The following is a 19692-nucleotide window of genomic DNA, read 5'->3' on the forward strand; positions in this document are numbered from 1 at the left end:
CATGCCGCTCCGGTCGTTGCTGCTGGCGCTGCTGTGGCTGTGCGCGTTCGCCGCCGGCGCCGCGCCGCGCATCGGCGTGGCGACGATGGCGCCGGGCGAGATCTTCTTCGAGCGATTCGGCCACAACGCCATCGTCGTGGCGGATCCGGCCAGCGGCCAGGCCACTTCCTACAATTTCGGCTTCTTCGATCCGGAAGAGCCCGATTTCGTCGGCCGCTTCGCCCGCGGACAGATGATGTACTACCTGGTCGCGCTGCCGCTGGAGCAGGATCTGGCGCATTATCGCGACACCGGCCGCGGCGTCACCCTGCAATGGCTGGATCTGGCGCCGCAGCAAGCTCAGGCGCTGGCCGATGCGCTGGCCGAGCGCGCCAGGCCCGAGAACGCCCGCTACCGCTACGACTATTTCACCGACAACTGCTCCACCCAGGTGCGCGATGCGCTGGACGCGGCGCTGGGCGGGGCGCTGCGCTCGCAACTGGCCGGGCGCTCGCGCGGCAACACCTTCCGCAGCGAAGCCGTCCGCCTGGCCTCGCCGGCGCTGTGGATGTGGCTGGGCTTCGACATCGGCCTGGGGCCCTACGCCGACCATCCGATGTCGCGCTGGGAAGAAGCCTACGTACCGATGCGGCTGGCCGACAGCCTGGCCGAAGTCCGCAACAGCGCCGGCCGGCCGCTGGTGCAATCGCAAGTGGAACTGCTGCCGCACCGCGCCGCGCCGGAACCGCCCGAGGCGCCGCGCCGCTGGCTGCCGTGGTTGATTGCCGGCGTGCTGGTGGCGGTTGCCGTAGCCGCGCTGGGGCGCCATCATCCGCGCGCAATCGCTGCGCTGGCGTTGCCGCTGTGGCTGCTGTGCGGTATCGCCGGCGCGCTGTTGGCGTACCTGTGGGGTTTCACCGAACACCAAGCCGCCTGGGCCAACCGCAACCTGCTGTTGTTCAACCCGCTGTGCCTGTTGCTGATTCCCGGCGCAATAGCCGTGTTGCGCCGCGGCATGCTGCCGCGTTGGAACGGATGGCTGCTGGGCCTGATCGCCGCCGGCGCGATGGCCGCATGGATACTGCACTGGCTGCCGTTGCGGCCGCAGTACAACCAGACCTGGGTCGCGCTGCTGTTGCCGATCCATCTGGCGCTTGCATACGTATTCATGCCCAGACGCTTGTCCCACCGCAAACGCTGACGCAGGATGCGGCCTCCGCCGCTCTGTGCCGAAAGCCCGCATGCCCAATCGTCTTTTCGCGCTGACCGCGCTGCTGTTGCTTTCCATCACGGTCTCCACTTCCGTTTCCGCCCCTGCGTCGGCTGCGCCCACGCCGCCGGCACCTGCCGTTTTCAGCATCGCCTCGCCGGATGGCAGGCTCACCGCCAGCATCACCACCGACCACGAGGGCCGCCCCAGCTACCGGGTCGACCGCAACGGCGCGCCGGTGATTTCGTCGTCGCGGCTGGGGTTGATTCTGCTGGATGCGCCGAAGTTCGAACGCAATCTGGCCGTTTCCAATCCGCGTACACGCAGCTTCGACCAGCGCTGGGAACAGCCGTGGGGCGAACGCCGCTACATCCGCAACCATTACAACGAACTGCGGGTGACGCTGACCGAGCGGACCAGGCCGTTCCGCAGCTTCGACGTGGTATTCCGCGTCTACGACGATGGCCTGGGCTTCCGCTACGAATTCCCGGATCAGGCGGCGCTGAAGCAGCTGCGCATCGCCGAGGAACTGACCGAATTCGACATCGCCGGCGACGCCACCGCCTGGTGGATTCCTGCCGGCGAATGGAACCGCGAAGAATACCTGTACAACCGCACGCCACTGCAGGAAGTCGGCGATGCGCAGACGCCCATCACGCTGCGCCGGCAGGACGGTTTGCACGTGACCATCCATGAAGCCGCGCTGGTCGACTATTCGGGCATGAACCTGACCCGGGTGGAAGCGCACCGGCTCAAAGCCAACCTGACCCCCGGCATCGGCGACGGCAAGGTCGTGCGCAACGCGCCGTTCCACACTCCTTGGCGCACGCTGCAGATCAGCGACAACGCCGCCGGCCTGGCGATGTCCAGCCTGATCCTGAATCTCAACGAGCCCAACGCGCTGGGCGACGTGTCGTGGGTCAAGCCGATGAAGTACGTCGGCGTCTGGTGGGAAATGCACCTGGACAAGAAAAGCTGGGCCTCCGGCGCCAAGCATGGCGCCACCAACGAAAACGTGCGCCGGCATATCGATTTCGCCGCCGCGCACGGCTTCGGCGGCGTGCTGGTCGAAGGCTGGAACGTGGGCTGGGACGGCGACTGGTTCGGCAACGGCGAGGATTTCAGCTTCACCGAATCCTATCCCGACTTCGATCTGGACGCGCTGACCGCCTATGCCAACGCCAAAGGGGTACAGTTGATCGGCCACCACGAAACCTCCGGCCATGCGGCGCACTACGAATCGCAGCTGGATGCCGCATTCAATCTGTACCAGCGCGTGGGCATCCGCGCGGTCAAGACCGGTTATGTCGCCGATGCCGGCCAGGCCAAGGTGATCGGCAGCGACGGAAAGCTGCACTATGCTTGGCACGAAGGCCAGGACATGGCGCGCCACCATCTGAAAGTGGTCACCGAGGCCGCCAAGCGTCACATCAGCGTCAATCCGCACGAGCCGGTCAAGGACAGCGGGCTGCGCCGCACCTACCCCAACTGGATCACCCGCGAAGGCGCGCGCGGCATGGAATTCAGCGCCTGGGGCAACCCCGGCAACCCGCCCGAGCACGAAACCAACCTGGTGTTCACCCGCCTGCTGGCGGGGCCGATGGACTACACGCCGGGCATCTTCGGCACCAGGACCCGTCCCGGCTCGCAGGTGGCCACCACCTGGGCCAAGCAACTGGCGCTGTACGTGGTCATCTACAGCCCGCTGCAGATGGCCGCGGATCTGCTGGACAACTACGAGGCCAATCCGGCGCCGTTCCAGTTCATCAAGGACGTGCCGGTGGACTGGGACCAGACCGTGGTGCTGAACGGCGAAGTCGGCGACTACGTCACCATCGCGCGCAAGGACCGCCACAGCGACAACTGGTATCTGGGCGCGGTGTCCGACGATCAGGCGCGCTCGCTGCCGGTGGCGCTGTCGTTCCTGCAAGCTGGCCGCCGCTATACCGCGCAGATCTACCGCGACGGCGAGCGGGCGGACTGGAAGACCACGCCGGAAGATATCGTCATCGAGGAGCGCGAGGTTTCCAGCAGCGATACGTTGACGCTGCGGCTCGCTGCCGGCGGCGGCCAGGCGATCCGCTTTATCGCGCAGTAAGAGGCCGTGTAGGAGCGATGTCAGTCGCGATGGCGCCGCGATAGCCATTCGGTGCGCATGGTGAGGAGCCCGCCGCAGCGCGCCCGGATGGTGAACAGCCGGTTTCAGCCGTGGTTTGAGTTGGCAGTCGCGACTTACGTCGCTCCTACAGGTACAAGGATGGGCCGCTTGGATCGGCTTGCCGGCCCGCCCCATCTGGCGCACGATGCGCGGATGAGCGAAGCCTCCCCCGTCCACAGCGACAAACCCGCGCTGCCAAGCTGCGTGATCAACTGCGTGATGTACGACCGCGACGGACAGCGGCACGACATCGGTCTGGACGACATCAGCGATGTGCTGGCCACCGACGACGGCAGCTTTCTCTGGGTCGGCCTGTACGAGCCGGACGAAGCCATCCTGGAGAAACTGCAGGAGGAATTCTGCCTGCACGATCTGGCCGTCGAGGACGCACGCAAGGCGCACCAGCGCCCCAAGGTGGAAGCCTACGGCAACTCGCTGTTCCTGGCCGCGCATACCGCACAGGTGGTGGACGAAAAAATCCGCTACGGCGAAACCCAGGCCTTTCTTGGCCCACGCTATCTCATCACCGTCCGCCACGGCGCTTCGCTGTCGTACGCGCCCACACGCACGCGGGTCGAACGCGAACCGGAGCTGCTGGCGCTGGGCCCGGCCTACGGCCTGTACGCGGTGCTCGACTTCATCGTCGACAACTACCAGCCCATCGTGCAGGAATTCCGCGACACCCTGCAGAAGCTGGAGCGCGACATCTTTTCCGACACCTACCGGCGCAGCGTGGTGACGCGGCTGTACGATCTGAAGCGCGAACTGACCTATATGCGGGTGGCGGTAGCGCCGCTGCAGGACGTGCTGTCGCAATTGGTCCGCAGCCAGAGCCCGCTGGTGCCGGAGGAAGTCCGGCTGTACCTGCGCGACGTGCACGACCATGCGCTGCGGGTCAACGAAACCATCGATACGCTGCGCGACATGCTGGGCACCGCGCTCAGCGTCAACCTGTCGCTGGTCACGCTGGCACAGGGCGAAACGGTCAAACGGCTGGGCGCCTGGGCCGCGCTGCTGGCCGCGCCGACGTTGATCGCCAGCTGGTATGGCATGAACTTCCGCGGCATGCCGGAACTGGACGACCGTTACGCCTATCCAATCCTGATTGTCGTGGTCATCATTGTCTGCGGCGTCCTGTACAAGCTGTTCAAACGCTCGCGCTGGCTTTGATCTGGAGCGCTTTTGCCCCAGATGTCTACAGCCCCGTCATGACCAGCCATTCGGCTGTTGCGAAGCGTTTCCGGCGCAGGCCGGAACCCGTGGCTTGACCAGCCGTTCGGCCGCTGGCTTTTAACCGCGGACGGCGGCTCAAGCCGTCCAGAACGCGGCCAAGGCGCTGGGCTCCCGCCTGCGCAGGAGTGGCGAATTGAAAATGCTCTAGGACAAGCGGGCGGCGAACGCCTGCAACGCACCGGCGCCGACCACATCGCCGGCCAGCAGCGGCAACTGCTGCAGCGGCAGTCCCGGCAAAGCCGAGCGCAGCGTATGCATATGCTGTTCTTCCTGTACGTGCCGCTCGGCCAGGAATGCGCCGGCATCGGCCGGCGAACGCTTGTTGACCACCAGCCCGCCGACGGCAATGCCGGCGCGCAGCAGCTGCGCGTGCAGTTCGATGGTCTCCAGCACCGGCAGACGCTCGGCCGCCAGCACGATCACGAACGATGTCCTGGCGCTGTCGGTCAGCACTTCGCGCAGATGTTCGAAACGGTGGCGGCGGCGGTGCAGCAACTGGCGGATGCGCTGATCGCGGTCCTCGCCGGTGCCGGTGCGTTCGCCGCCGATGATGCGGGTGCCGACGCCTTCATCGCTGCCCAGGTTGCGCAGCGCTGCGCCGAAGCGCTCGCTGCGCTGCTGGCGCCGCAGCAGGCCTTCGGTCCAGGCCGACATCATTTCCGGCAACGCCATCAGCCGCGCGGTATGGCCTGAAGGCGCAGTGTCGAAGACGATCAGATCGTAGTCGCGCAGACCCTGCTCGACCAGTTCGGCAATCCGCTCCAGCAGCGCCGCCTCATGCATGCCCGGCGCATCGCGCGACAACGCCATGTGCTTGTCGACTTCGCCGGCCAGATGTTCGGGCATCAACCGCCGCAACGCATCGCCGACTTCGGCCAGGTGCGCATCCACGGTGGCCTGCGGATCCAGTTCCAGTCCATCCAGGCCCGCCGCCAGCCGCACGATCTGCGGCCCGACCTCGCGTGCCCACAGATGTCCCAGATTGTGCGCCGGATCGGTGGAAACCAGCAGCACCCTGCGCCCGGCGCCGGCCTGGGCCAAGGCCGTGGCAGCCGCCACCGTGGTCTTGCCCACCCCGCCCTTGCCGCCGAAGAACAACACCCGGCGCGCCGCAGCCAGGGCTAGCAGCATCCGATGTGATCCAGCGGCGAGCGATCCATGCCCATGCGCCTGTGCCAGGCATGGAAGCGTTCGTACATGGCCGGCATCAGTTCCAGCGTGTAATAGGTTGCCGGGTTGGGGACGCCCAAGGACTCGGCGAACACCAGCATCATGAACAGGTCTTCCTCATCGCGCTGGGCGCGGGCGAACGTCCGCCGGTACGGCGCGATATAGAACTCGCGCAGTCCGGCCGACACCCGCTCCAGCCACGAAGCGGGCTTGTCGCCCGATCCGTTCACGGCCGCGATTGCGCCTCGGCATGGGCGGGATCGCGGCCCTTGCTCATTGCGATGAAGGCCTCCAGCGTCACCCACAGCGCGGCGATCAGGATCACAACATCCATGCCCAGCAGCAGCCAGTTCTGATCGGTGTAGAACGTCTTCAGCTGCACGACCAGCGCGTACACCGACATCACCAGCAGGAACGCCAGCGGCACCAGCGTGAACCAGGCATTGCGGCCCTGCTTGATCAGGATCACCGAGATGATCGATAGCGTCAGCGCCGCCAGCAGTTGGTTGGTGGTGCCGAACAGCGGCCAGATCACCATGCCGCCGCCGCCATCGGCGCCTGCGCCGAACGCCAGCGCCATGCACACCGCCAGCGCGATGAGCGTGCCCACCAGCGTGCCGACCTTGAAACCGGCGATTTCTCCGGCTTCCTGCACCACGAAGCGCTGCAGGCGCAGGCCGGTATCCATGGTGGTGGCGGCGAACAGGATGGCCATCGTGGCCAGCATCGTCGAACCCAGGTTGGCCGGCATGCCCAGCCCGTCGACCAGCAGCTTGTCGCCGCCGTTGACGAACGCACCGACGCCGCCAGCGCCGAACTTGCTGTAGACCGTCTGCCAATCGACCAGCGTCGCAAAGCCGGCAGTGCAGCAGATGATGGCGGCCAGCGACAGCATGCCCTCGCCCATTGCACCGAAGTAACCGACGAAACGCGCATCGGTTTCCTTGTCCAACTGCTTGGATGTGGTGCCCGAGGACACCAGCCCGTGGAAGCCGGAAATCGCGCCGCAGGCGATGGTGACGAACAGCAGCGGCACGATGCTGGGAGTGCCAGCGGGCAATGCATCGTTCAGCGCCGGCGCCACGATGGCCGGGGCCGACAGCAGCACCGCCGCGTACAGGATGCCCAGGCCGACGAACAGCTGCAGGCCGTTGATGTAGTCGCGCGGCTGCAGCAGCACCCACACCGGCAACAGCGAAGCGACGCCGGCGTACAGGAACAGCACCACGATCCAGAACGACTTGGCGTTCAGGCCCAGAATGCTTTCAGGCAGCACGATCGGGTACTGGTTGCCCAGCAGGATCAGCGCGTACAGCACGATGACGCCGCCGATCGACGGCCACAGCAGGCCGAACCGGTAGCGATAGATCATCTGCCCGATGATCAGCGCCACCACAATCGCGCCCCAGGTCGGAATGACGGAAGTGGGCGTGCTGACCAGCAGGTTGGCGATGACCACCGCGAACGCCGCATTGACCATCAGCAGCAGCAGGAAGATCACCACCAGGAACAGGTTGCGCCCGCGCCGGCCGATGAAGCTGCCGCTGAGCATGCCGATCGACTTGCCCTTGTTGCGCACGCTGGCCCACAGCGCGCCGAAGTCGTGCACGCCGGCAAAGAACACCGTGCCCAGCACCACCCACAGGAACGCCGGTCCCCAGCCCCAGATGACCGCGATGGCCGGCCCGACAATGGGCGCAGCGCCGGCTACCGAGGTGAAGTGATGGCCCCACAACACGAACCGGTTGGTCGGCACGTAGTCGACCCCGTCGCGCAGCTCGTGCGCGGGAGTGACGAAATCGGGATCCAGCCGGTAGATCTTCTCGGCGATGAACTTGGAATAGAACAGGTAACCGAGCGACATCACGCCCAGGCCCACGACCATCAACAGAATCGCGCTCATGCTTCGCTCCCCCCGGTTGCGGGTTCATCCGGGCTGCCGGGAGCATGAAACGAATGGCCCCCGAATGGAAGGGCGACGGCCCGTTCAGGCGAGCGGCCTACGACCAAAGTCGGAGGTCCTAACCGGCCCCGGCCAGCAGCCGCAACAACTGTCCGGTGATGTAGGCCGCATAGGTGCCCAGGGCATAGCCGAACACCGCCAGCAGCACCGCCACCGGCGCCAGCGCCGGATGAAAGGCGCTGGCGACCACCGGTGCCGAGGCCGCCGCGCCGATATTGGCCTGCGAACCCACCGCCATGAAGAACAGCGGCGCCCGGATCAGCTTGGTCACCAACAGCAACAGCGTGCCGTGGGTCAGTATCCAGATCAGGCCCAGCGCAAACAGCCAGGGCTTGTCGAGCAGCGCGGCCAGATCCATATGCATGCCGATACTGGCGATCAGGAAATACAGCATCGCGGTGCCGACCTTGGAAGCGCCGGCGCCTTCCAGCGTCCGCGCGCGGGTGAAGCTGAGCAACAGGCCGATGGTAGTGGCCAGCACCACCATCCAGAAGAATCCGGAGGTCAGGCTGAAGTCCTCCAGCCGCCACTCCGCCGGCAAGGTCTTGATCCAGGCGACCAGCGGCCCGGCCAGGAAGTGCGCCAGCCCGGTGCTGCCCAGGCCGATGCCCAGGATCACCATCAGATCGGCCAGGCTGGGATTGCGCGCATGCTGGGCCTGGTAGGTCTCCATCCGCTGTTTGAGATCGTCGATGGCCGAAGTGTCGGCACCGGTCCAGCGATCGAAGGCCTGCGCGCGCGGAATCAGGAACAGCAGCACCGCCATCCACAGATTGGCGACCAGGATGTCGACCGCGACGAACTGCCCGAACAGGGTGGAATCGACCGCGAACACTTCCTTCATCGCCGCCTGATTGGCGCCGCCGCCGATCCAGCTGCCGGCCAGCGTGGCCATGCCGCGCCAGGTGTCGCCGGCCACCGTTTCAGGATGGATGATGCCCAACGCCACAAACGACACGATGGCCCCCAGCATCACCCCAAGCGTGCCGGTCAGGAACATGATGATCGCCTTCGGCCCCAGCCGCAGGATGGCGCCGATATCGATGGCGATGCAGAACAGCGCCAGCGAACTGGGCAGCAGATAGTCGCGCGCCATCGGGTACAGCTGGGAGGTTTCGCCGTCGATCAGCCCGATGCTGTTGTAGATGGCCGGCAGCAGATAGCACATCAGCAATGCCGGCACGATGCCGTAGAACTTTTTCCACGGCCCGCTCGGCCGCGACGAACTCCAGAACACGAAGCCCAGCGTGGCCGCGAGCAGGCCGAGGACGACGGCGTCGTTGGTGATCAGCGGAGCGCCGCTTGCGATGGCTGCCATCTGTGGTTCCTGTGTACTGCGAAAAAAAGGCGCGCCATGGATGCGGCGCGCCGGAACTGCGGAGAGGATTACCGGCCGATATGCTGCTTCAGCCAGGCATTGACGGTGTCGTGCCAGAGAATGCTGTTCTGCGGCTTCAGCACCCAGTGGTTCTCGTCCGGGAAATACAGCAGCCTGGATTCGATGCCCTTGCGCTGCAGCGCGGTGAACGTGGACAGGCCCTGGTCCACCGGCACGCGGTAGTCCTTCTCGCCCTGCACCACCAGCATCGGCACCCGCCAGTTGGCGACATGGTTGACCGGATTGAACTTCTCGTAGTTCTGCGGCACCTCATACGGAGTACCGCCGTTTTCCCATTCGGTGAACCACAGTTCCTCGGTCACATAGCCCATCGAACGGGTGTCGAACACGCCGTCATGGTTGACCAGGCATTTCCACGGCGAGCGTCCCTCGGCGTCGAACCAGTTGCCGGCGATCCAGTTGACCATGTAGCCGCCGTAGCTGGCGCCCAGCGCACAGGCCTTGTCGCCGTCGAGGAAGGCGTACTTCTGCTGCGCAGCCGCCCAGCCCTTCTGCAGGTCCTCCAGCGGCTTGCCGCCCCAGTCGCCGCTGATGGAGTCGGTGAATGCCTGGCCATAGCCGGTGGATCCGTGGAAATCGATCATCACCACGGCATAGCCCTGGCCGGCGTAGGTCTGCGGATTCCAGCGATAGCTCCAGCCGTTGCCGAAACTGCCCTGCGGCCCGCCGTGGATCAGGAACGCGACCGGATACTTCTGCCCATCCACATAATTCCACGGCTTGACCACGTAGCCGTGCACGGTTTCGTCGTTCCAGCCCTTGAAGCTGAACTGTTCGAAATCGCCAAGACGCACGTCGCCGGCCACATCGGCCACCGAAGGAGTGATGACGCGGAACGGACCTGCCGCCGTGGCGCCTTCGGCGCGCTGGCGATCCAGCTCGGCCTTCTCGGCCAGCGACGCGACGATGAGCTGGTTGTTGGTCTGCAGCGTACTGCGGGTAAAGGCCACCATGTCGCCCGCCAGCTGGAAATCGGAAACGCTGCCCTCGCCGATGACCTTGTCGACCTTGCCGGTGGCGATGTCGATCTGGAACAGCGGGTGTTCGCCCAGGTCCTGGGCGGTGGTGTAAAGCGTGCCGCCATCGGCCGACAGCGTGATGCCGTCGGCCGAGCGATCCCAGTCCGCTGCGATTTCGCGCGGCGTGCCGCCATCCAGCGACAGGCTCATCAGCGCGAAGCGATCGGCCTCGAAACCCGGACGCTTCATCGCGCGGTAGAACAGCGTCCTGCCGTCGGCGCTGAACACCGGACCGGTATCCCAGGCCTTGTTGGCAGCGGTGAGGTTCTTCGGCGTAGCACTGCCATCGGCATTGACCTGGTATAGGTCGAAGTTGGTCGACCAGGGCTCTTCCCGACCGGCCACGCGGATGCTGGCGACCAGCGTCTTTCCATCCGGCGACCAGTTGTATTCGCCGGCATCGCCGAACGGCTTGGATGGGACATCGCCGTCCAGCGAGTCGGTCAACGCGGTGGCCGCGGCCAGCGGTTTGTCCTTGGCCGCCGGCAGCGCGGCGACGAACAAGCGACTGCGACGACCGTCGCTCCAGGTATCCCAATGGCGCACGAACAGGCGGTCGTAGACCACGCCGCTGCTCTTGGCCGTCGCCGCCGCATCCAGCTTGCGCTTGCTGCAGGCGAAATCGGCCTTGCATTCGGCAAACGTGTCGGCGCTGAAAGCCACCTGCGTGCCGTCCGGCGACAGTTTGTAGCTGCCGACATCCAGTGCGAAGTCGGTCAGCTGACGCGGCGCGCCGCCGTTTACCGGCATCGCATAGAGTTGCTGGGTGCCTGACTTGCCGCTGAGGAAATAGACGGTCTTGCCGTCGGGCGAGAAGGCTGGCGAGTTGACGTTCCAGTCTTCCGGCGTCAGCCGCTTGGGCGGCGCCATGTCGCGGGTCAGCAGGTGACGCACCCATAGGCCGGTGCTGGCCTTGCTCAGTTCGGCATCGATCTGGCGCTTGGCGAACACCACCCGGCTGCCGTCGGGCGACAGCACCGGCGAGGACACGCGCTCCAGCGCGGCCAGATCGCGTACGTCGAATCCGCGCTGCTGCGCGGCAACAGGCATCGACGCCAACAGGCACAAGGGCAGCAGGGCAAAACGCAGGTTCATCCGGGGCTCCGGCAAGGGCAAAACGCCGATGTTAGGCCGTAACAACGGTTCGGCGCAAAGGCATGAAGTCATGCCTTTGCCGGCAGGCTACATGGGGCCGGGCTCGACGTCGCCCAGCGCCTTCGACTTGGCGCCGGTGCGATACAGCAGCCAGCCGACCACCGCCAGCACCACCAGGCCGACGATCTCGCCCTGCTGGAACATCTCCGGCAGCACCAGCACGTCGCGGTCCTTGCTGGCGTAGATGGCGATGCCCACCGCAATGCCCATCAAGGCCTCGCCGGTGATCAGGCCGGCGGCGAACAGCGTGCCCGGACGATGCAGGCGGTCGCGCGCGGTTTCGTCCTTCGTGCCCACCATGCCGTGGCGCTTTTCGACCAGGTAGGCCAGCAGGCCGCCGAGGAAAATCGGCACCATCAGTTCCAGCGGCAGGTAGATGCCGATCGCCGCCGCCAACACCGGCACGCGGAAGCTGCTGGCCTTGGCCTTCAGCGCCTCGTCGATGGCGATGATGAGCGCACCGATCGCAGCGCCGATGCCGATGATGCCCCACGGCAGTTCGCCGCCGAACAGGCCCTTGGCCACCGAGGCCATCAGCGTGGCCTGCGGCGCGGACAGCGGATTGGGATGCTCGGCCGTCGGCGCGCCGATGCCGTAGGCCTCGGACAGCACGTTCAGCACCGGCGCCATGATCAGCGCGCAGGAAAACGCGCCGATGCCGAGCATCAACTGCTGCTTCCAGGGGGTGGCACCGACCAGGTAGCCCGCCTTGAGATCCTGCAGGTTGTCGCCGCCGACCGCCGCGGCGCAACACACCACCGCGCCAATCATGATCGCGGCCACCGCGCCCAGCGGCGCGCCGCCGGCACCGACGGCCATGCGCCCGCTCTCGCCCAGCAGCAACAGCAGCACGACCGAGGCGAACAGGATGGTGGCGATGGTGATGCCCGACACGGGGTTGTTGGACGAACCGACCAGGCCGGCCAGGTAGGCCGACACGGAAACGAACAGGAAGCCGGCCACGATCATGATGATCGCCATCGGGATACTGACGTGCCACAAGCCGACAATGGCCTGGTACAGCAGCAGCAGAGGCAGCACGAACACCACCAGCGCCACCAGCATCCACTTCATCGGCAGGTCGCGCTCGGTCTCGGCCACTTCGGCGCCGCCTGAACCGGCACGTGCGGCGGCGATGCCGCTCTTCACGCCCGACAGCAGCGACTTGCGCAGCGAGAACAGCGTCCAAACCCCGCCAATCAGCATCGCGCCCACGCCCAGGTAGCGGATCTTGGCCGACCAGATCGCGCCAGCCACGTCTTCCGGCCCCGCACCGGCGATGCTCTGCGCCAGCCCCGGGTCGGTGCCCATGAAGAACATGTGGTACAGCGGGATGGCGATGTGCCAGGACAGGATGCTGCCGGACAGCACCACGATGCCGATGTTCAGGCCCACGATATAGCCCACGCCCAGCAGCGCCGGCGACAGGTTGGTCCCCATATAACCCAGGTACTTGCCGAAAAAGCCGGCGCCCGCGGCCGTATCCGGGATCAGGCGCATGCCGCTGTGCGCGGCGACCTTGAGCACCGCACCGATGGCGGCGGAGAAGGCCAGGATCTTCAGGCCCGGGCCGGGGTTCTCACCGGCCTTCAGCACTTCCGCCGCGGCCTTGCCTTCGGGGAAGGGCAAGGGCTCCTCGACGATCATCGAGCGGCGCAGCGGCACCGAGAACAGCACGCCCAGCAGGCCGCCGAGACCGGCAATGGCCAGCACCCACGAATACTGGAAGTCCCGCCAGTAGCCCAGGATGATCAGCGCCGGAATCGTAAAGATGACGCCCGCGGCGATCGACGAACCGGCTGAGGCGCCGGTCTGCACGATGTTGTTTTCCAGAATGGTGCCGCCCCCCAGCAGACGCAGCACCCCCATCGACACCACCGCGGCCGGGATGGCGGTGGCCACGGTCAAACCGGCGAACAGGCCCAGATAGGCGTTGGCGGCCGACAGCACCACGGCCAGCACAATGGCCAGTACGACGGCACGGAAAGTCAATTGCGGCGTTGCGGGAGGATGGCGCATGGGCGTGTCCGGTTCTGCAGAAGCCGGACACGCTATCGGTATCGCCCCGGCAAGTCCAGCCGAAGCCAGACGCGCTCCGGTTTCGCCTGCCATCCGGACGTTCCCCGCCCGGTGCCGCCTTGGCGCAGGCCGGACACCGGCAGAGGCGCGGACTCCCGTACCCTCAAGGAGCGCGCGCATCCTTCCGCAGTTCGGATGGCGCTACTTCGCCTTCGCTCCGCCGATATGCCGGCTGAAGAAATCCAGCAGTCTGGTGTAGTACTCGCGCTGATGCGCCTCGGTGTAGAAACCGTGGCCCTCGGTCTTGTAGTACAGCGTTTCCACCGGCACGCCGGCCGCCTTCAACCGCCGCTCCATCAACTCCGAATGCTGGATGGGCGCACGCTCGTCTTCGCCGCCCGCAGCCAGGAATACCGGCACCTTGATGCGGTCGGCCAGGTTGGTGGGTGAGACGGCCGAGATCTGGTTTTTTTCGCCCAACCATTCGCGCAGGTAGGTCTCCCGGGAACGATTGCGACGAATGCCTCCCGCCGAGTGCAACATGGGCAGATCGTAGACACCGACGTAGCCAGCCGCGCAGCGGTACAGATCGGGCTCTTTGGCGGCTCCCATCAGCGATGCGTAGGCACCATAGCTGGCGCCGTAGATGCAGATCCGGTCGGGATCGGCCAGCCCTGCGTCGATCGCCCAGCGAGTGGCGTCGGTCAGATCATCCTGCATGGCTCCGCCCCATTGCCTGGCGCCAGCCTGCGCGAAGGCACGGCCATAACCGTCGGAGCCACGGAAGTTGACCTGCAGTACAGCGTAGCCGGCTGACGCAAGCATCTGCACTTCGTTGTCGAATCCCCACCAATCCCGTACCTGGAACGGTCCCCGTGAGGCAGAACCACCATCGCCCGCGGGCCGTCGCCGGCCCCCGGCGGCAAGGTGACGTAGCCGTGCAATTCCAGGCCGTCGCGGGCTTTTAGCCTGATCGGACGCGCCTCCGCCAGTTGCGCAGGGTCCAGCCAGTCTCGCCGCCCGACGAGATAATCGGCCTTTTTCGTTTCCGTATCGAAGACGTAGAAGTCCCCAGGATTCCGATCCGAATCGACCCTTATCAGCGACAACCGGCCGTCCGCAGTAGACGAGGTAACCGTTACCGATTCGCCAGGAAAAACGGCTTCCAGGCTTCTATAGAGCCTTGCCATTTCATCTGTCCCATCGAAGAATTCGGTTCGCGGCTTGCCGTCCACAAACAATGCGCCCACCGGCACCGGTTTGAACTGGTTCGATACGATGATGGCGGCAGGGTCGACGTTATCATTGCGGAAGACGTCCTTTCTTGCCTTGGTCGCGACATCCATCTCCACGATAACGTCAGGCCCGCTGGTCTGCTCGACCGTCAAATAAACCCTGGTGTCGTCCGAGGAGAAACCTACCGGCGTTTCCACCCGGCCGGAAACCGCTTCGTCGTTGATCAGTTCCCACTCGCTATCCGCGCCTGCACGATAGTAAAGCTTCCTGACGTTGTCCGAACCGGAGCCAAGTGCGAATCTCACTACACCCTGGTGGTCGGTCGTAAAGTCTGCCCTTGCGACCGGAGCCCTGGCCAGAGTGACGCGACGGCCGGTGTAGATATCCATTCGTTCGGCGCGACTAAATGGCTCTCTGTTCCATGGCCATATCGAGACGATCACGTTGCGGCTGTCGCTTGTCAGAGGATCCACCAAGAACGCAGATACGTTCTCAGCTGTCTTCGGCTGGATCCGCGTACCCGGCCCTCGATCCGCTACCCGGTAACCCACCAGCATTTCCGGCGCACCTCCTTCCGCACCGACTGCAAACAGTTCACCGGTGGCGAATGGCTCATCAAGCGAACCATACTTCTCTTCTACCGAGAACAACACGCGTCCGTCGCTTACCCACCAGAAGTTGGCCACATGCACGTTCTTGCCCAAGGCGAAGGACGTGGTCAATTTTCTGTCCGAGCGGCGCATGACTGCGAAAGCCGTGCGATCTTCCAAAGGCACCGACGCCGCATAGAACTCGCCACTGGGAGAGAGCTTGATGCTGCCGAACTTGTCCTTCCTGATGAATGCGTCAACGTCGACCTGCGCCTTGGCCGGCGTTACGGCAGCTCCCATTGCCAGACAAAAGCCGGCGACCAGCGCAATTCCCCACTTCCCCATGTCTTTCCCCTGTCCTTAGATAAAATGAGCTCGCGCAACCCCTGCGCAACCGGCAATTGGCGACTTCCCATGATTGCCGGAACGGCGGAGCGACGGCTTTGGCCACGTCCCTTCACGCAATGCGTGAATCCCGTGGGCTGCGGCTTTGCAGAGTTAACCCGACCTGCGGAACTACGGTCAACTGGTCCCGTCCAGGACCTTGCCCAGCCCGGAGCGCCAAAGCGGAAACTTGAAACCCAGCAACGTTTCCAGCCGCGTACTGTCGAGGCAGGAGAACGCCGGGCGTTGGGCGCGCGTGGGGAATTGCGCAGTGGCAATCGCCTGCACAGCCGGACGGCGCGCCAGCATGCCGCGCTCGAACGCGCCGGCGATGATGGCCTCGGCAAACCCGTGCCAGCTGGTTTTACCGCTGGCCGTCAGATGATAAACACCGGTGTGTTCGCCGGATAGCCGACCCAACACCGCGGCGGTCGCATCCGCAATCAGGTACGCTGGTGTCGGTGTGCCGAACTGATCGGCCACGACCCGCAGTTCGTCGCGTTCAGCGGCCAGGCGCAGCATGGTCTTCATGAAGTTATGCCCATGCGTTCCGTACACCCAGGCGGTGCGGAAGATGAAATGCGCGCCGCCAGCCTCGGTTACCGCCTGTTCGCCTGCCAGCTTGCTGGCGCCATAAACGCCCAATGGCGCGGTGGCGTCGGTTTCCCGGTAAGGCCGCTGTCCTTGGCCATCGAAAACGTAGTCGGTCGAGTAATGCACAAGGGTGGCGCCGCGGTCGGCGCATGCCCTGGCCAGTACGCCGGGCACTTCGGCATTCGCCCGAAACGCCGCCTCCGGCTCGTCCTCGGCGCGGTCCACCGCCGTATAGGCGGCGGCATTGACGACGATGTCCGGTGCGGCATCGGCAATCAACTGTCCGATCCGGTCGGGCCGGTCGAAATCGGCGCCCAGGCAGTCCGCGCCGTCCGGGAGCAGGCCTGTTCGCGTCGTCGGCACTACCTGGCCCAACGGCGCAAGACTGCGCCGCAGTTCGTGGCCGACCTGGCCATTGGCCCCCAGCAGCAGGATCTTCTTCATGCCGGGAAAGTCGGCAGGCGCTCGGCCGGCACATCCGCGAGCAGTGGCGCCTTGGCGTCCTTGTCGGACAGCAGTGGTGCGGAGACGGGCCAGTCGATACCAATGGCGGCATCGTCCCAACGCACGCCAGCATCCGCGGCCTTGTCGTACTGCGCTGTGCACAGGTAGCTGAAAACCGCACGCTCGGACAGCACCGCAAACCCATGCGCGAAACCTTCCGGAATCCAGAACTGCCGTTTGTTCTCCGCACTCAGCATCACTGCCGCCCACTGGCCAAAATGCGGCGAACCGCTGCGGATGTCGACCGCCACGTCGTACACCTCGCCTTCCAGTACGCTTACCAGCTTGCCCTGGGGATTGGGCCATTGATAGTGAAGTCCCCGCAATACGCCGCGCGCCGACGAAGAGACATTGCTCTGAACGAACCGGGTAGGCAGGCCGTGCTGACCGTAGCGATCGGCATTCCACGTTTCGAAGAAGAAACCACGATCATCGCCGAATACCGCAGGCTCTATCACCACGCAGCCGGGCAGCTTGGTCTCGACGATCTTCATCGCACCACCCCGCGTGTCGCCAGCGACAGCAGGTACTGACCGTAGCCGTTCTTGGCCAGCGGTGCGGCCAACTTTTCCAACTGCTGCGCGTCTATCCAGCCGTTGCCAAAGGCGATCTCCTCCGGGCAGCACACGCGCAGGCCCTGACGGGCTTCGATGGTTTCGATGAAGGTGGATGCTTCCAGCAGGGACTGATGGGTACCGGTATCCAACCAGGCATGGCCGCGGCCGAGCGGCTCCAGGTGCAGCTTGCCCGCTTCCAGATAGCGCCGGTTCAAATCGGTGATTTCAAGCTCTCCGCGTGCCGATGGCTTCAATGAAGCAGCGTAGTCGCTGGCGTTGCCGTCATAGAAGTACAGGCCGGTGACAGCATAATTGGAGCGCGGCTGCGTTGGCTTCTCTTCGATACCGACCACGCGCCCGTCCGCATCGAATTCCGCTACGCCATAACGCTCGGGATCGTTGACCCAGTAGCCGAATACGGTAGCGCCTTCGGTGCGCGCATCGGCGCGATGAAGAGTCTCGCTGAAGCCATGGCCGTGGAAGATATTGTCGCCCAGGACCAGGCAGCTGGGCTTTCCGTCGACGAATTCGCGGCCGATCAGATAGGCCTGCGCCAGTCCATCCGGGCTGGGCTGCTCTGCGTAACGGATATCCATGCCCCAGCGAGAGCCATCTCCGAGTAGCTGCTTGAACAGCGCCTGCTCGTGCGGCGTGTTGATCACCAGCACCTCGCGAATGCCGGCCAGCATCAACACGCTGAGCGGGTAGTAGATCATCGGTTTGTCGTACACCGGCAGCAACTGCTTGCTGATTGCCTGGGTGAGCGGATAAAGCCGGGTGCCCGAGCCTCCGGCCAGGATGATGCCTTTGCGTGTGGTCATGTTGATTCCTGCGCCCTCAAGCGGCCGTACCGATACGTTCCAGGCGATAACTGCCGTCCAACACCCGCTTCACCCATGCCTGGTTGGCCAGATACCAATCCACGGTTTCGGCAATGCCCTGCTCGAAGCTGTGCTGGGGCTCCCAGCCAAGTTCGTTCTTCAGCTTGGAGGCATCGATCGCATAGCGGCGGTCGTGGCCCGGACGATCGGCGACAAAGGCGATCTGGCTGGCGCGCGGTTTGCCGTCCTGGCGCGGACGACGCTCATCCAACAGCTTGCAGATGGTCTCCACCACATCGATGTTGCGGCGCTCGGCGTCGCCGCCGACGTTGTAGGTTTCGCCCACCCGGCCTTTTTCCAGCACGGTACGGATGGCGGCGCAATGGTCGCCGACGAACAGCCAGTCGCGCACATTCTTGCCATCGCCATAGACCGGCAACGGTTCGCCGGCCAACGCGCGCGCGATGATCAGCGGGATCAGTTTCTCTGGAAAATGGTACGGGCCGTAATTGTTGGAACAATTGGTGGTCAGCACCGGCAGGCCGTAGGTATGGTGGAACGCCCGAACCAAGTGGTCGGATGCCGCCTTCGAAGCCGAATACGGCGAGTTCGGCGCATACGGCGTGTCCTCGGTGAACTTGCCGGTCTCGCCCAGGGAGCCGTAGACCTCGTCGGTGGAGACATGCAGGAAACGGAACGCGTCGCGCCGCTCGCCTTCCAGCGTGCGCCAATGGTCGCGTACCGACTCCAGCAGCGCCAGCGTACCGACCACGTTGGTCTGGATGAATGCGCCCGGCCCATCGATCGAGCGGTCGACATGGCTCTCGGCGGCGAAATTCAGCACCGCATCGGGCCGATGCTCGGCCAGCAACCGGGAAACCAGCGCTCGGTCGCCGATGTCGCCATGCACGAACACATGAGCCGGATTGCCGTCCAGCGACGACAACGTATCCAGGTTGCCCGCGTAGGTCAGCGCATCCAGATTGATGACGCGTACGCCTTGAGCCACCGCCCGCAGTACGAAATTACCGCCAATAAAACCGGCTCCACCGGTCACAAGCCAAGTCGGCACGGATTCAATCTCCAAAGTAAGAATTATTCATTTCAGTTGCCTCGCTTGAACGGACACAGATCGAACCGGCATCAAGCGCCGAAGATGCCAACGAACTACCCGGAAAAAGCGAGTTGATATGCCGTCCTGGCCAGGAATCTAAGCCCTCGGCCGCTAAGCTTAGCAATTCTGCAGACGGCCTAGGGGCTGTTGCCGTTTCCCGAGCAGGTCGCGCCGGATTTGCGCGCGTTCGGGGCAAGGAAGAGCGAGGAAGTGGACGTTGGTCCACGCCCGAGTGATGACACGGCCCCGGGCGCGCGCAGATCCGGCCCCCGTATCAAGTACGGGGCAGGCTCTGCGGGTTGGGCCTGGTAAGCCGCCAGCCGCCGCCGCGCGGCTTGACTCCTGGGCTCTGACGGCCAGTCAGGCGCTGCGCCGCGCAACGCCCACTGACGGCTTACCAGACCCAACGCGGCCTACTCGGGAAACGGCAACAGCCCCTAGCGACGACCACTCAGCGAATGGCTGAGAGATCGGCATGACGGCGGCTAAAAGCATGAATTTCGCCATTACGATAGTTTTCGAGTCATTGACTCGGGCTTTCCAACGAACCAGAACACTGTCAAAGGGTGCCTCCTGAATTCCGAAGA

The 19692-nt window shown here is 64.9% G+C and carries 13 protein-coding genes and 1 pseudogene; 3 read left to right on the plus strand and 11 right to left on the minus strand.

Features of this window, described 5'->3' with window-relative positions:
- Position 1 precedes the first annotated feature (1 nt).
- The 3 genes from CRO39_RS17055 to corA all read left to right on the plus strand — a co-directional run bounded on the left by CRO39_RS17055 (position 2) and on the right by corA (position 4517).
- Complete coding sequence (locus CRO39_RS17055) at positions 2-1180, plus strand: lipoprotein N-acyltransferase Lnb domain-containing protein (RefSeq protein WP_097123174.1); 1179 nt, start codon at positions 2-4, stop codon at positions 1178-1180.
- A gap of 40 nt (positions 1181-1220) precedes the next feature.
- Positions 1221-3287 (plus strand): glycoside hydrolase family 97 protein, encoded by a 2067-nt coding sequence (locus tag CRO39_RS17060; RefSeq protein WP_097123175.1) that lies wholly within the window; start codon positions 1221-1223, stop codon positions 3285-3287.
- A gap of 213 nt (positions 3288-3500) precedes the next feature.
- The gene (gene corA, locus CRO39_RS17065) at positions 3501-4517 is read left to right on the plus strand and encodes a magnesium/cobalt transporter CorA (protein WP_097123271.1); all 1017 of its coding nucleotides are present in this window, start codon (positions 3501-3503) and stop codon (positions 4515-4517) included.
- 207 nt (positions 4518-4724) lie between these two features.
- On the opposite strand, the gene CRO39_RS17070 is transcribed toward corA, so the two are convergent.
- The 11 genes and pseudogenes from CRO39_RS17070 to rfbB form a co-directional block, all read right to left on the minus strand.
- On the minus strand, positions 4725-5711 hold the full coding sequence (locus CRO39_RS17070) for an ArsA family ATPase (protein WP_097123176.1): 987 nt from the start codon (positions 5709-5711) through the stop codon (positions 4725-4727).
- Entirely contained in the window at positions 5702-5980 is a 279-nt protein-coding gene (locus CRO39_RS17075) for a cory-CC-star protein (RefSeq protein WP_097123177.1), read from the minus strand. The genes CRO39_RS17070 and CRO39_RS17075 overlap by 10 nt, the downstream gene beginning before the upstream one ends.
- Positions 5977-7653: a carbon starvation CstA family protein gene (locus CRO39_RS17080; protein ID WP_097123178.1), complete on the minus strand. Its 1677-nt coding sequence runs from the start codon at positions 7651-7653 to the stop codon at positions 5977-5979. Before CRO39_RS17080 ends, CRO39_RS17075 begins: the two co-directional genes overlap by 4 nt.
- Before the next feature lie 118 nt (positions 7654-7771).
- Positions 7772-9031 carry a DUF819 family protein gene (locus tag CRO39_RS17085; protein WP_097123179.1) on the minus strand — a complete coding sequence of 420 codons (1260 nt, stop codon included), beginning with the start codon at positions 9029-9031 and terminating at the stop codon, positions 7772-7774.
- Between the two features lie 68 nt (positions 9032-9099).
- A complete protein-coding gene (locus CRO39_RS17090; RefSeq protein WP_097123180.1) occupies positions 9100-11226 on the minus strand; it encodes a S9 family peptidase in 2127 nt (708 codons plus the stop codon).
- Between the two features lie 87 nt (positions 11227-11313).
- Positions 11314-13305: an OPT family oligopeptide transporter gene (locus CRO39_RS17095; protein WP_097123181.1), complete on the minus strand. Its 1992-nt coding sequence runs from the start codon at positions 13303-13305 to the stop codon at positions 11314-11316.
- 201 nt (positions 13306-13506) lie between these two features.
- Positions 13507-15098, minus strand: a pseudogene (locus CRO39_RS17100) (alpha/beta hydrolase family protein).
- 555 nt (positions 15099-15653) lie between these two features.
- Positions 15654-16553 (minus strand): dTDP-4-dehydrorhamnose reductase, encoded by a 900-nt coding sequence (gene rfbD / locus CRO39_RS17105; protein WP_097123182.1) that lies wholly within the window; start codon positions 16551-16553, stop codon positions 15654-15656.
- Positions 16550-17107 carry a dTDP-4-dehydrorhamnose 3,5-epimerase gene (gene rfbC / locus CRO39_RS17110; protein ID WP_097123183.1) on the minus strand — a complete coding sequence of 186 codons (558 nt, stop codon included), beginning with the start codon at positions 17105-17107 and terminating at the stop codon, positions 16550-16552. Before rfbC ends, rfbD begins: the two co-directional genes overlap by 4 nt.
- The gene (gene rfbA, locus CRO39_RS17115) at positions 17104-17991 is read right to left on the minus strand and encodes a glucose-1-phosphate thymidylyltransferase RfbA (protein ID WP_097123184.1); all 888 of its coding nucleotides are present in this window, start codon (positions 17989-17991) and stop codon (positions 17104-17106) included. The genes rfbC and rfbA overlap by 4 nt, the downstream gene beginning before the upstream one ends.
- Positions 17992-18007: 16 nt before the next feature.
- The gene (gene rfbB / locus CRO39_RS17120; RefSeq protein WP_097123272.1) at positions 18008-19063 is read right to left on the minus strand and encodes a dTDP-glucose 4,6-dehydratase; all 1056 of its coding nucleotides are present in this window, start codon (positions 19061-19063) and stop codon (positions 18008-18010) included.
- Between the last annotated feature and the right edge of the window lie 629 nt (positions 19064-19692).

Origin of the sequence: Pseudoxanthomonas wuyuanensis, assembly GCF_900215535.1 — a bacterium.
Taxonomy (GTDB): Bacteria; Pseudomonadota; Gammaproteobacteria; order Xanthomonadales; family Xanthomonadaceae; genus Pseudoxanthomonas_A; species Pseudoxanthomonas_A wuyuanensis.

Excerpts from the sequence above, each read along its gene's own strand:
- CRO39_RS17055 (WP_097123174.1), top strand. The coding sequence starts at position 2 with ATGCCGCTCCGGTCGTTGCTGCTGGCGCTGCTGTGGCTGTGCGCGTTC.
- CRO39_RS17060 (WP_097123175.1), top strand. The coding sequence starts at position 1,221 with ATGCCCAATCGTCTTTTCGCGCTGACCGCGCTGCTGTTGCTTTCCATC.
- corA (WP_097123271.1), top strand. The coding sequence starts at position 3,501 with ATGAGCGAAGCCTCCCCCGTCCACAGCGACAAACCCGCGCTGCCAAGC.
- CRO39_RS17070 (WP_097123176.1), bottom strand. The coding sequence starts at position 5,711 with ATGCTGCTAGCCCTGGCTGCGGCGCGCCGGGTGTTGTTCTTCGGCGGC.
- CRO39_RS17080 (WP_097123178.1), bottom strand. The coding sequence starts at position 7,653 with ATGAGCGCGATTCTGTTGATGGTCGTGGGCCTGGGCGTGATGTCGCTC.
- CRO39_RS17085 (WP_097123179.1), bottom strand. The coding sequence starts at position 9,031 with ATGGCAGCCATCGCAAGCGGCGCTCCGCTGATCACCAACGACGCCGTC.
- CRO39_RS17090 (WP_097123180.1), bottom strand. The coding sequence starts at position 11,226 with ATGAACCTGCGTTTTGCCCTGCTGCCCTTGTGCCTGTTGGCGTCGATG.
- CRO39_RS17095 (WP_097123181.1), bottom strand. The coding sequence starts at position 13,305 with ATGCGCCATCCTCCCGCAACGCCGCAATTGACTTTCCGTGCCGTCGTA.
- rfbD (WP_097123182.1), bottom strand. The coding sequence starts at position 16,553 with ATGAAGAAGATCCTGCTGCTGGGGGCCAATGGCCAGGTCGGCCACGAA.
- rfbC (WP_097123183.1), bottom strand. The coding sequence starts at position 17,107 with ATGAAGATCGTCGAGACCAAGCTGCCCGGCTGCGTGGTGATAGAGCCT.
- rfbA (WP_097123184.1), bottom strand. The coding sequence starts at position 17,991 with ATGACCACACGCAAAGGCATCATCCTGGCCGGAGGCTCGGGCACCCGG.